This is a genomic window from Geodermatophilus sp. SYSU D00079, assembly GCF_054050635.1.
The window spans coordinates 65,951-77,620 of record NZ_JBJGZS010000024.1 but is presented as its reverse complement, the minus strand read 5'-3'; the positions used below and the strand labels follow the sequence as shown (position 1 = coordinate 77,620).

The window sequence follows — 11,670 nt, the reverse complement described above, 5'->3', positions numbered from 1 at the left end:
CCCGGGCGGGCGGCGGCGCCGGGGCGCGCCCCGGCCGCGCGCGCCCCCCCGCCGGCGCGCTCGGGGGGGGGGGGGGGGGGGGCCCCCCCGGCGCCGCCCCCCCCCCCCCCCCGGCCGGCGGGGGTCAGCGCTGGGCGAGGTAGGCCGCGGCGGTCTCCCGCAGCCGGTCGTGCACCCCGTCGACCGCGACGGCGCCGCCGAGGTACCGCTTGGCCAGCTTCGCCACCATCGTGTAGTTGGTGTCCACGACGTTGCCCGCCGGCGCCAGGCCGGTCTGGCTGACCAGCTGGTAGGCGTCCAGGGGGTCCCATCCGCCCAGCTGCGCGGCCCAGGTGACCAGGTCGTGCTGGCTGATCCGGAACGCGTCCTCCAGCGGCCGGACCGAGCCGGTCGACATGAGGAACTCGTCGCTCTCCAGCCGCGGCCAGGCCGGCGCCCCGCCCTTCACCAGGTCGACGACCACCACCGTGCGCATGGCCGCCTCGACCGCGGTCCCGCACACCTCGCCCTCGCCCTGCCGGCAGTGCCCGTCGCCGAGGGAGAGCAGCCCGCCCGGGACGTTGACGCCGAGGTACAGCGTCGTCCCGGCCCGGACCTCGGGGGTGTCCATGTTCCCGCCGTGCGCGCCCGGGGTGATGCTGGCGAAGACCTCGCCACCGGCCGGTGCGACGCCGATCGTGCCGTGCATGGGGTCCAGCGGGAGCTCGACCTCCGGGCCACCGCGGCGGGGCCGGAACAGGCAGGTGCCGCGCTCCCGGTCGACCTCGTAGACCCAGACCAGCTCCTCCAGCGCCTCGTGCAGCATCGCCGTCGAGTGCGTGGTGGTGAGCGCACCGAAGTGCGGGAACGTCGTCGAGACCGCCCAGTCGCGGACCGGTGCGATCTCGACCAGGTGCACCGCGAGGGTGTCCCCGGGCTCGGCGCCCTCGACGGCGATCGGCCCGGTGACCGGGTTGAGGTAGGGGAACTCGCACACCCGGCTGGGCAGGTCGTCGGTGCCGCGCACCCGGCCGCCGAAGCAGTCCTCGGTGGTCAGCTCCACGACCGTGCCCGGCGCGACGGTGACCAGGGGCTCGGCGCCGCCGAAGGTGTAGCGCAGCTGGTCGGCCGTCGGCTCGACGGCCACGACCTCCAGCGAGGCCGTCACAGGCCCTCCTCCGCCCGCAGCTCCGGCTTGCGCCCGGTGGCCAGGAGGAAGACGAGCAGCACCACGCCGACGCCCAGCCACACGAAGCCGAGTTCCTGCGCCGCGACCTGGGCGTTGTAGACGACGTAGGCCAGGATCGCGAAGCCCAGCACCGGCACCACGAGGTGCAGCCACCAGTTCCGGCTCCGCTGCCGGACCACGTAGTGCACGACCACGGACACGTGCAGCAGCAGGAACGCCGACAGCGCGCCGAAGTTCACCAGCGTGGACAGCAGCGAGATGCCGTCCTCCCGGCTGTTCATGTACAGCCCCAGGACCAGGGAGACGACCGCGACCAGCAGGGTGGCGTTGACCGGCACCCGGCGGGTCGGGTGCACCTTGCGCAGGAACCCCGGGAGCTGGCGGTCGCGGGCCATGGCGAACAGCAGCCGCGAGGTGGCCGCCTGGGCGACCAGCGAGTTGGCGAAGCCCCACGCGATGGCGGTCGCGATCGCGGTCAGGGTGGCCAGCCACGCGCCGCCGGCCACCTCGGCCGCGTCGTAGAACGCCGTCCCGGCCGCGTCGCCCTCGGCGATCAGGGTGTCGGGGTCGGGCACGAGCAGCGCGGCGACCCAGGTCTGGACGATGAACAGCGTGCCGGCCAGGGCCAGCGCGGCGATCATCGCCCTGCCCAGGGACCGGGCGGAGTCGCGGTTCTCCTCGGCGAGGGTGGAGATCCCGTCGAAGCCCAGGAAGCTCAGCACCGCGATCGACACCGCGCCGAACACCAGCTCCAGCGAGAAGGTGTCGCTGTTGTAGACCGGGGAGAAGTCGAAGCCGCGGCCCTCCCCGGAGGCCAGCGCGATGACGCCGATGACCAGGAAGATCGCCAGCACGATGAGCTCGGCGACCAGCATGATCTTGTTGACCCGCGCGGTGAACTCGATGCCGAACCAGTTCACGACGGTGTTGAGGACGACGAAGGCGACCAGCCACACCCAGACCGGCACCGAGGCCCAGATCGAGTTCATCGCGACCGCGGCGATCAGGTACAGCAGGCCGGGGACCAGCACGTAGTCGAGCAGGATCATCCAGCCGGCGATGAAGCCGACCGGCTGGGCGATGCCGCGCCCGGCGTAGGTGTAGACCGAGCCGGCCATCGGGAAGGCACGGGACATCTGCGAGTAGGACGCCGCGGTGAACGCCATCGCCAGGCCGCCGATCGCGTAGGCGAGGGCGATCATCCCGCCCGAGCCCTGGAAGACGCTGCCGAAGATGCCGAACGGCGCGATCGGCACCATGAAGATCAGGCCGTAGACGAGCAGGTCGGTGAAGGTCAGCGAGCGCTTGAGCTCCTGCCGGTAGCCGAACGCCTCGACGCCCGGGTCGCCGGTCGCCGGGACGGGTCCCCGGGCGGCGCCCGGGAGCGGACCGGCCGGGTCGCCGGTCCGGTGGTGGGTGGTGCGGGGGTCGCTCACGGCCACTCCTCTCAGCCGGCTCGGGGCCGGGCGGGGAGAGAGTAGGCCGCAGCTGCTTCCAGATGGAAGCAGCTGCCGGTCAGGCGATCCGGACCTCGCGGAAGCCCAGCCCCTCGGCGCGGGCCAGCCGCGGGACGGCGCGCCCCGGGTGCGGTGCCGGACCCGGCCCGGGCCCCCTCCCGGCCAGCGCGACCGCCAGGCGCACCCCGTCGTAGAGACCGCGGGCGTACGCGCACACCACCGGCGCGGCCGGCCCGACCCGGCGCAGGTGCCGCTCCTGGAGGTCCAGCTGCCCCTCGTCGGCGGCGCCGTCCACGGCGGCGAAGGACGGCATGCAGGCGAACAGCGCGCCGGTGTCGTCCCCGCCCACGGCGTAGAGGCCGTTCTCCTCCAGCGCCCCGGACAGCCGCACCACCCGCCGGTCCATCCCGGCCCGGGTGAACTCCCGGTTGAACGCGACGAGGTCCCGGCCCACGAGGCTGAGCAGGACGGCGTCCGCGCGGGTGCGCCGGACGAGGTCGACCATCGCGCCCGGGTCGGCCGGCCCGAACGGCACGAGCAGCTCGCCGACGACCTCGGCGCCCAGCCCGCGCAGCACCGTGCCCGCCGCGCGGTGCACCGCCTGCGGCCACACGTAGTCGTTGCCCACCAGGGCCCAGCGCCGGGCGTGGCGGTGGCGGACCAGCCAGGCCAGCGCGGCGGCGTGCTGCTCGCGGGGGGCGGAGCCGATCCGGAGCACGTCGGCCCGGTGCCGGCCACCCTCGTGCGGTGGGGTGAAGACGTACGGCGCCCGTCCGCCGAGGGCCCCCTCCAGCGCCCGGTGCACGTCGCTGGTGTGGAACCCCACGAGGACGTCGAAGGCGCCGGCCTCGTGCAGCGCGGTCGCCTCGGCGGCCACCACCCGGGGCGGCCGCCCCGAGTCCACGGTCACCAGCTCCACGGCACGCCCGCGCAGGCCGCCGTCGGCGTTGGTCTCGTCCGCGGCGAGCCCGGCCAGGTCCAGCGCGGACGGTGCGGTCATCGCCAGCGGCCCGCTCAGCGGGACGGCGAGCCCGACCCGGACGACGTCCGGGGAGCGGGGGAGGAGCAGGGCCTCCCACGCGTCCAGGGGAGCGGTCGCCTCGGGCACCCGATGAGTATGGTGCGGCCATGGTCGTCGAGCAGCGGGCGGACCCGGTGGCGGCGGGTCCCGGCACCTCGCTGGTGGAGCTGCTCACCGTCGTCCAGCGCCGGGTGGCCCGCGGCGTGACCGCGGCGCTGGCCGACGACGGCGCCACGCTCGACGTCTTCCGCGTGATGCGCTGCCTCGCCGCGGCGCCGGGGCGGTCGATGGGAGAGCTGGGGGCGGCGCTGTCGCTGCCGGCGCCGACGCTCACCCGGCTCGTCGACGGCCTGGTCGACGGCGCGGAGGCCTACCGGCTGCCCGACCCGGACGACGGCCGGCGCGTGCGGGTGCACCTCTCGGCCCGCGGCCGCGCCCGGCTGGCCCGGCTCGAGGGCCTGGTCCGCGCCCACGAGGACGCGCTGGCGGCCACCCTGGGGGCGGAGCGGCTCGAGGCGCTGGCCCGTGCGCTGGCGGGGTTCGAGCCCGCCTGAGTCACTCGGTGGTGGGCGGCAGCAGCCGCGGCACGAACACCTCGTCGATGGGCCGCGGCCCGACGTACTGCCGGCAGGTGCAGGCCACCCACTGGTGCCCCGACCAGCGGCCCCGCTTGTCGTAGGTGTCGCGGCGCAGCTCGGCGTAGCAGGTGTTGGTCGCGGTGTCGTGCTGGCTGAGGGTGTGGCCGCAGCCGCACAGCGGGGTGGGTGCGGCCGGGGGTGCGGCGGGCCGGCGCCGGCTCAGCCGGCCGCCGAGGAAGCCCATGGCGAGCAGGGCCGCGCCGACGATCAGGCTGACTGGTTCCACCGCTGCGCTCCTCCCGCGTCCTGCCCTGTCGACGGTAACGCGGGAGGAGGGCGGGCGGTGCCGGTCAGTCGGTCTTCTTCCCCCGGCCGCTGACGGCGTCGCGCAGGTGGTCCAGCAGGCTGGCGACGGGGCCGAGCACCGTGCGCACCGGACCCTCGTTCGGGGTCAGCGGGTGGGCGCGGGTGGGCGCCATGGCCTTGACCCGCTCCACCTGCTCGGCCATCCGGACCAGCTCGTCGCGGTCGAACGCGGCCCGGAGCTCGGTGAACATCCGGCCCTCCTCGTGCTCGACGTGGTGCCGGATCTCCCGGATCAGCGTCTGCACCTCGACGTCGAACTGCGGGTCCTCGGGGTCCATCCGCTCGAGCCGCTTCATGGTCTCCTCGGCCTCGGCGTGCTCGTGCTTGGAGTGCTCGGCCTCCTCCTTGTCGACCTGCTTCTCCACGCGGGGGTACACCTGGGTCTCCTCGGCCACGGAGTGCTTGACCAGGCCGATGGTCACCTCGTCGACCAGCTCCCGCTTGCGCCGCAGGACGTCGGGCCCGGTCTGCCCGACCAGCCCCTCGAGCTCGGTGAAGATGCGGTCGAACTCACGGTGGTCCGCGCTCAGCAGGTCCACGACGTCCCGCTGGCTGTCCGTCTGTGTCACGGCGTTCTCCTCCCGGTCGGTTGCCCCTCTGGGTTCCCCGCGGGACGGGGCGACACACCGGTCCGACCTCGTCCGATCCACCCGTCCGGGTTGTTTCGATCTTGTGAACTCGGGCACAGGTACTGCGTGGAGTCCTATGCCGTGGGGTTCGCCCGTCCCGACCGCTGGTCGCCGGGGCGACCGACCGAACCGAGTCACCCCTGGCACGCGGTGGAGGCGCACCGCCCTCCGGCCGAGCTGGACGGCGAGGTGGAGCTCGCCGTGTGCGGCGCCATCGTGCAGGTCTGGGGGTCGCAGCAGTGGCAGCGCGTCGGTGTCGGCCGCACCGCCTGCCCGGAGTGCCAGCGGCTGACCGCGGTGGGCCGGCCGCTCAGCGCCGTCGGCTGACCGGCGGGCGGCCCGTCAGCGCGCGGGGCGCCGGCCGCTGATCGCCGAGAGGCCGGTGATCTCCCGGCCGACGATCAGCGACTGCACCGAGTCGGTGCCCTCGAAGGTGAAGACGGCCTCCATGTCGGCGTGGTGGCGGGCGACGTGGTGCTCGAGGAGGATCCCGTCGCCGCCCAGGAGGTCGCGGGCGTCGGCGACGATCGCCCGGGCCTTCGCGGCGTGGTTCATCTTGGCCAGCGACGCCATGGCCGCGGTCATCCGCCCGGCGTCGGCCAGGGTCGACAGCCGCCAGCACATCAGCTGCATGGCGGTGATCTCGGCCAGCATCCGCGCGAGCTTGTCCTGCACCAGCTGGTAGCCGGCGATCGGCTGGCCGAACTGCTCGCGCCGCAGGGCGTGGGCGAGGGCGAGCTCGTAGGCGGCGGTGGCCAGGCCCAGGGCCCGCCAGGCGACGGTGTAGCGGGTGCGGTCGAGCACCGCGGAGACGTCCCGGAACGAGGAGCAGTGGGCGAGCCGGTTCTCGACCGGCACGCGGACGCCGGTCAGCGTGATCTCGGCCTGCCACACGGCCCGCAGCGCGGTCTTGCCGGTCATGACCGTCGCCTGGTAGCCCGGCGTCCCCTTGTCGACGACGTAGCCGCCGACCGCGCCGTCCTCCCCGCGGGCCCACACCAGCACGTGGTCGGCGATGGTCCCGTTGCCGATCCACTTCTTCTGCCCGTCGAGCACGTAGCAGTCGCCGTCCCGGCGGGCGGAGGTCTCCAGGGCGACGGCGTCCGAGCCGTGCCGGGGTTCGGTGAGGGCGAAGGCGCCGATCCGCTCCATGCGCGCCATCGCCGGCAGCCAGCGCTGCCGCTGCTCCTCCGAGCCGAGCAGCGCGATCGACTGCATGGCCAGGAAGCTGTGCACGCCGTTGAACGTGCCGATGCTGCCGTCGGCGCGGGCGAGCTCCGCCGCGACGATGCCGGCGGACACCGCGCTCATCCCCGGACAGCCGTACCCGCGGATGGTGCCGCCAGCGATGCCGAGCGCGGCCATCTTCGGGACCAGCGCGAACGGGAACTCCGCTCGCTCCCAGTAGTCGTTGATGCGCGGGGTGACCTCCTGCTCGCAGAAGGCGCGCACCCGGTCGCGCAGCTCGACCTCCTCGGGGGCGAGGAGCTCCTCGAGGGCGTAGAAGTCCGGACTGGTCACGGACGCCGACGGTAGGGCCGGGCCGGTGCGCCCGCGCGCTGTGCGGCGGCCCCGGGCTCAGGCGCCGAGCAGCCCGCGCACGTAGGCGGCCTGCCCGAGGTGCTGCAGGTCGTCGGAGAGGACGCTGACCAGCCGGACGCCGAGGGTGACCGGGGGGTCCCAGCGCTCGTCGACGACGCGGTCGAGGTCCTCGTCGGACAGCCCGCGCAGGAACGCCGCCGTCCGCCGGTGCACCGCCGCGGAGTACCCCAGCAGCAGCTCGGCCGACGGCACCCGCACCGCGGCCACCTCCTCGCTGCTCATCCCGTAGCCGGTGGCCGACACGTCGAGGGGGAGGCCGAAGCGGTCGGCCCAGCCCTCCGACGTCCAGGCCTGCTCGGTGCCGGCCACCTCGGCGACGTGGTCGTCCTGCACCCGGAGGAGGTGCCACACCAGCCAGCCCACCGGGTTCGCGTCGGGGCCGACCCGGCGGGCGAGGTCGTCGGCGGAGAGCCCCTCGACGGTGCCCCGGAGGGTCTCGGCGATCTGCTCGTAGGCGTAGAGGAGGAGGTCGCGGCTCTGCATGCGACGGCTGCTACCCCGGCCGGCGCCCTCCTCACCCGGTGCCTAGGACGGCGACCCGGGGCGGTCGGCCTCGGGCTCGCTCTGCTCCTCCAGGTCGGCGGCCTGCTCGGGCGTCTCCAGCTCCAGGGCGATGTCCCGGGGCTGCGGCTGCTGGCGGTCCGGCGTCGTCATGACCCGAGCCTGCCGCACCCGCGGCGGGGGCGCCGTCCGGCGCTCACAGCCAGCCGGCGACGACCGCGACCAGGGCGACCAGCCCGCCGACGACGGCCAGCACGAGCAGGAACACCAGCACCGCCGGGACGACCACCCACCGGCGCTTGAACCGGCGGCGCGGCGGGCGGGCGCGGGCGGGCGCCGGCGGTGGGGGCGGCGGCGGCTCGGGAGCGGCGGGCGACGACACCGCCGCCCGCCGCTCCCGACGCTTGTCGACCAGGTGGCGGGCCTGCTCGCGGGCGTCGCGCGCCACGGCGCCGAGGACGGTCGCCGACGCCGCGGCCAGCGCCTTGAGGTCGGCGGCGTCGAAACGCTCCACGCGGTTCCCGTCGCGGGCGGGCTCGGTGGCACGGGTCGCCGCCGCGCCACGCGCCGGCGGCGTCCACGGCGGCGGGACGCCGACGTCGGCCAGCGCCGCCTCCAGCTGCCGCCGCACCTGCTCGGCCGTGCTGCGCTCGGCGGGGTCCTTGGTCAGCAGCCCGCGCAGGACCGGCTCGAGCGGACCGGCGTGCTCCATCGGGGCGGGCGGCTCGGTCACCACCGCCATGAGGGTGGCCATGGGCTCGCCGCGGGTGAAGGCCAGCCGCCCCTCGACGGCGGTGAACAGGGTCGCGCCGAGTGACCACAGGTCCGCCGCCGGCCCCGGCAGCTGCCCGTTGGCCCGCTCGGGCGCCATGTAGGACGGCGAGCCGATGATCGCCCCGGTGGTGGTGATCGCCGGGTCGCCGGTGGCGGTCGCGATGCCGAAGTCGGTGAGACAGGCCCGGCCGTCGGGGGCGACGAGCACGTTGGCCGGCTTGACGTCGCGGTGCACGATGCCGGCGGCGTGGGCGGCCGTCAGCCCGGCCAGCACGTCCAGCCCGATCCGGGCGACCGCCGTCCAGGGCAGCGGCCCCTCCCGGTCGACGACCTGCTGCAGGCTGCAGGACTCGACGTGCTCCATGACCAGCCAGGGCCGGCCGTCCTCCTCCACCACGTCGTAGACGGCGGTGACACAGGGGTGGTCGAGTCGGGCGGCGGTGCGGGCCTCGCGCAGGGTGCGCTCGCGCAGCACCCGCCGCTCGTGCTCGGACAGGTGCACCGCGAAGGTGACCTCCTTGACCGCGACCGGACGCTGCAACTTCTCGTCGGTCGCCAGCCACACGACGCCCATGCCGCCACGACCCAGCACCTCGCGCAGCGCGTACCGGCCCCCGACCAGACGCTCTGCAGCAGCGGGTTCCGCGGCCATGGGCGGACGGTACGCCGCGGGGCCCGCCGCTGCGGCCCGGAGCGCACCGAGGGCCGGTCGCCGGGCGTGGCGGCGACGAAGGGCCCTGGGCCACGGGACCGGGGCGGCCGATGCTCGGGTCGTGCCGGCCGGCCGCCGGGCACCCGGCCCGGTGGGGACGGAGGCCGCAGGAGGGGGTCATGACCCAGCGGGCCGAGGAGGCCGACGAGCGCAGCCGGGAGCGGCGCGTCGTCGTCGGGGTGGACGGTTCGACGGGTGCGCGGGCGGCCCTGCGCTTCGCGCTGGAGGACGCCGCCCGCCGCGGGGTGCCGGTCGAGGCGGTGGCCGCGTACCGGCCGCCGGAGGTCTGGATGGACTTCTACGCGATGGACGAGCGGGAGGCCGACCGGGCGCGGGAGGTCGCCGTCGAGCGGGCGGAGGCGTTCCTCGCCGAGGTGCTGCGCGAGGTGCCGCAGCCGGTGCCGGAGGTGCGGGTGCGGGCGGTCATGGGGGCGGCCGCCGAGGTGCTGATCCGCGAGTCGGCGGGCGCGGACCTGCTCGTGGTGGGCAGCCGCGGGCACGGCGGCTTCTCCAGCATGCTGCTGGGCTCGGTGAGCATGCAGTGCGCCCTGCACGCGGAGTGCCCGGTCACCGTCGTCCACTCGCCCGAGGCGCGCCGGCACCGGCTCGGCCTGCGCCGGGACGCCGCCGCCCGCGGGGCGCACACGGCGGTCGGCTGACGGCGCCGGTCAGGCCGGGTCGCCCAGCCAGCGGCGCAGCACCTCGTCCTCGCGGCGGAGCACGACCAGGGCGAGCTCGCGGACGGCGGCCTCGACCTGCCGGCCGACGATCGGCGCGTCCACCTCCGCCTCCCCGGTGACCGTCGACCGGGTGCCGCCGTCGACCGGGGTCAGCCGGCGCTCGCCCCGGACCACCGCGGAGCGGCCGAAGACCTCCGCGCTGACGTGGACGACGCCGTGGTGGCCGGCGTCGCCGTCGGCGTCCCAGGTGCGCCGGTCGACGACGGCGACCTCCCGGCCGACGAACCGGGTGAAGACCTGCGGGATGCCCACGGTGGGCACCAGCAGCCGCACCGTCGTCCGCGGTCCGCCCTCGGCCTCGGTGGTCTCCACGTCCTCCAGCCGGGCGCCCAGCGCGTCGGCGTAGTCGCGCAGGAAGGCCTCGTCGCTGAGGACGGCGAGCACGTCGTCCGGACCCGCGGGGAAGGTGGCGGTGTGGTCGATGGGCACGCCGCATCCTCCTCCGTGCGTGCCCGGCCCGCCCGCTGGGTCACCCACTCGGATGACGCTGAGCCGGGGAGGCGTCGACGGAGCGTGCCGACGCGACGGCGGGCGGACGGAGCTCCGTCGGCGGTCTCCACGGGGGGATTACGGAACCGTACGGTCGTGTCGCTCGCCGGCAGGAGCGCCGGCACCGGCCGGGGGAGCGCCCGCATGCGCAGGATCGCGGTAGGAGCAGTCGTCGGGGCGGCGGCGGTCTCGATGGCCGTCCCGAGCGTGGCGGCGGCGGCACCGGCGGAGGGGCGCTACCTGGTGGTCCTCTCCGACGGCGTGGCCGACCCCGGCCGCGCGGCCACCGACCTCGACCGGCAGTACGGCGGGGAGACGGAGTCGGTCTACGGCGCGGTCAACGGCTACGCCGCGGAGATGACGCAGGCCGAGGCCGCGGCGCTGGAGGGTGACCCCGCGGTCGCCTACGTGGTCTCCGACGGCGAGTTCGCGCGGCTGGACAGCGAGCCCTTCGCGGTCTCCTGCCAGCAGGCGCCCAGCCCCACCGCGGCGCAGTGCCTGCCCGAGGACGTCGACCGCATCGACGGGGAGCTGAGCAGCACCGCCTCCGGGGACGGCGCCGGCACGGTCGGCACGGCCATCGCCGTCATCGACACCGGGGTGGACCGCACCCACCCCGACCTCAACGTGGTCGGCGGTGTGGACTGCTCGACCGGGACGCCGGTGGACTCCCCGTCGGCGTTCTCCGACGTCATCGGGCACGGCACGTTCGTGGCCGGCGCCGCGGCGGCCCGGGACGACGGCGTCGGGGTGGTCGGGGTCGCTCCCGGCGCGCCGGTCTACAGCGTCAAGGTGTTCGACGACGCGACCGGGACGGCCAGCAACGCGGCGGTCGTCTGCGCGGCGGACTGGGTGACCGGGACGCGGCTCGACGACGACCCGGCCAACGACATCGCGGTGGCCAACATGAGCATCGGCGGCCCGGGGACCGACGACGAGCAGTGCGGGGCGGTCGACCAGGACGCCATGCACACGGCGATCTGCCGGTCGGTCGAGGCGGGGACGCTGTTCGTCGCGGCCGCCGGGAACGCGGCGCAGGACCTCGCCACGACCGCGCCGGCCACCTACGGCGAGGTGCTCACCGTGACGGCGATGAGCGACTTCGACGGCCGGCCGGGCGCGCAGGCGTCGCCGATGTGCTTCGGCACCGACTACGGGCAGATGGGCGACCGGGACGACGCCGCGGCGTCCTACAGCAACTTCGCCTCCGCCGAGGCGGACCGGGCGCACACCGTGGCCGCGCCCGGGACGTGCGTGACCGGCCCGGTGCCGGGCGGCCTCTACGCCGCCGGGGCGGGGACGAGCTTCAGTGCTCCGCTGGTCTCGGGGACGGCGGCGCTGTGCATCGACGCGGGGCTGTGCCCGGCGGGTGACCCGGTGGCGACCGCCGACCGGATCCGGGCCGACGCCGCGGCCCACAACACCGCCGACCAGGCCTACGGCTTCGACGGGGACCCGGTGCGGACCGCGGGCGTGCGGTACTACGGCTTCCTGGTGCGCGCCGCGGGGTATTGACCTCCCGTCAGCGGCCCGAGACGGCCGCCGAGTCGGCGACGTCGGCGGTGACGATCCCGGCCGGGGCGTCCCGGGGCGTGAGCGGCGGGACGCCCAGCCCGTCGAGGGCATCGGCGAC

At 75.7% G+C, this 11,670-nt stretch carries 14 protein-coding genes; 4 read left to right on the top strand and 10 right to left on the bottom strand.

What is annotated here, in order from left to right:
• Positions 1–124: 124 nt before the first annotated feature.
• The 3 genes from ACI79E_RS17760 to ACI79E_RS17750 form a co-directional block, all read right to left on the bottom strand.
• The gene (locus ACI79E_RS17760) at positions 125–1,147 is read right to left on the bottom strand and encodes an acetamidase/formamidase family protein (RefSeq protein ID WP_456933887.1); all 1,023 of its coding nucleotides are present in this window, start codon (positions 1,145–1,147) and stop codon (positions 125–127) included.
• Positions 1,144–2,604, bottom strand: a complete 1,461-nt coding sequence (locus tag ACI79E_RS17755) for an APC family permease (protein ID WP_456933886.1) — start codon at positions 2,602–2,604, stop codon at positions 1,144–1,146. The genes ACI79E_RS17760 and ACI79E_RS17755 overlap by 4 nt, the downstream gene beginning before the upstream one ends.
• A gap of 79 nt (positions 2,605–2,683) precedes the next feature.
• A complete protein-coding gene (locus ACI79E_RS17750) occupies positions 2,684–3,733 on the bottom strand; it encodes an ABC transporter substrate-binding protein (RefSeq protein ID WP_456933885.1) in 1,050 nt (349 codons plus the stop codon).
• A gap of 20 nt (positions 3,734–3,753) precedes the next feature.
• On the opposite strand from ACI79E_RS17750, the gene ACI79E_RS17745 reads away from it, so the two are divergent.
• Entirely contained in the window at positions 3,754–4,200 is a 447-nt protein-coding gene (locus ACI79E_RS17745) for a MarR family winged helix-turn-helix transcriptional regulator (RefSeq protein ID WP_456933884.1), read from the top strand.
• A 1-nt stretch (position 4,201) separates the two neighbouring features.
• Here ACI79E_RS17745 and ACI79E_RS17740 read toward each other — a convergent pair whose 3' ends face one another.
• Positions 4,202–4,510, bottom strand: a complete 309-nt coding sequence (locus ACI79E_RS17740) for a hypothetical protein (RefSeq protein ID WP_456933883.1) — start codon at positions 4,508–4,510, stop codon at positions 4,202–4,204.
• A 64-nt stretch (positions 4,511–4,574) separates the two neighbouring features.
• The gene (locus tag ACI79E_RS17735; protein WP_456933882.1) at positions 4,575–5,159 is read right to left on the bottom strand and encodes a hemerythrin domain-containing protein; all 585 of its coding nucleotides are present in this window, start codon (positions 5,157–5,159) and stop codon (positions 4,575–4,577) included.
• A 126-nt stretch (positions 5,160–5,285) separates the two neighbouring features.
• Between ACI79E_RS17735 and ACI79E_RS17730 the strand changes: the two genes are divergently transcribed.
• Positions 5,286–5,546: a hypothetical protein gene (locus ACI79E_RS17730; protein WP_456933881.1), complete on the top strand. Its 261-nt coding sequence runs from the start codon at positions 5,286–5,288 to the stop codon at positions 5,544–5,546.
• A gap of 15 nt (positions 5,547–5,561) precedes the next feature.
• Here ACI79E_RS17730 and ACI79E_RS17725 read toward each other — a convergent pair whose 3' ends face one another.
• The 4 genes from ACI79E_RS17725 to ACI79E_RS17710 are packed head-to-tail and all read right to left on the bottom strand — an operon-like array spanning position 5,562 to position 8,748.
• Entirely contained in the window at positions 5,562–6,740 is a 1,179-nt protein-coding gene (locus ACI79E_RS17725; protein ID WP_456933880.1) for an acyl-CoA dehydrogenase family protein, read from the bottom strand.
• Between the two features lie 57 nt (positions 6,741–6,797).
• Positions 6,798–7,304, bottom strand: coding sequence for a mycothiol transferase (locus tag ACI79E_RS17720; protein ID WP_456933879.1), 507 nt, complete (start codon positions 7,302–7,304; stop codon positions 6,798–6,800).
• A gap of 42 nt (positions 7,305–7,346) precedes the next feature.
• The gene (locus ACI79E_RS17715) at positions 7,347–7,475 is read right to left on the bottom strand and encodes a hypothetical protein (protein ID WP_456933878.1); all 129 of its coding nucleotides are present in this window, start codon (positions 7,473–7,475) and stop codon (positions 7,347–7,349) included.
• Between the two features lie 43 nt (positions 7,476–7,518).
• Positions 7,519–8,748: a serine/threonine-protein kinase gene (locus ACI79E_RS17710; RefSeq protein WP_456933877.1), complete on the bottom strand. Its 1,230-nt coding sequence runs from the start codon at positions 8,746–8,748 to the stop codon at positions 7,519–7,521.
• Positions 8,749–8,927: 179 nt separating this feature from the next.
• On the opposite strand from ACI79E_RS17710, the gene ACI79E_RS17705 reads away from it, so the two are divergent.
• The gene (locus tag ACI79E_RS17705) at positions 8,928–9,467 is read left to right on the top strand and encodes a universal stress protein (protein WP_456933876.1); all 540 of its coding nucleotides are present in this window, start codon (positions 8,928–8,930) and stop codon (positions 9,465–9,467) included.
• Between the two features lie 9 nt (positions 9,468–9,476).
• On the opposite strand, the gene ACI79E_RS17700 is transcribed toward ACI79E_RS17705, so the two are convergent.
• A complete protein-coding gene (locus ACI79E_RS17700) occupies positions 9,477–9,977 on the bottom strand; it encodes a DUF2505 domain-containing protein (protein ID WP_456933875.1) in 501 nt (166 codons plus the stop codon).
• Positions 9,978–10,181: 204 nt separating this feature from the next.
• Between ACI79E_RS17700 and ACI79E_RS17695 the strand changes: the two genes are divergently transcribed.
• Positions 10,182–11,552 (top strand): S8 family peptidase, encoded by a 1,371-nt coding sequence (locus tag ACI79E_RS17695; protein ID WP_456933874.1) that lies wholly within the window; start codon positions 10,182–10,184, stop codon positions 11,550–11,552.
• The last annotated feature ends 118 nt before the right edge of the window (positions 11,553–11,670 follow it).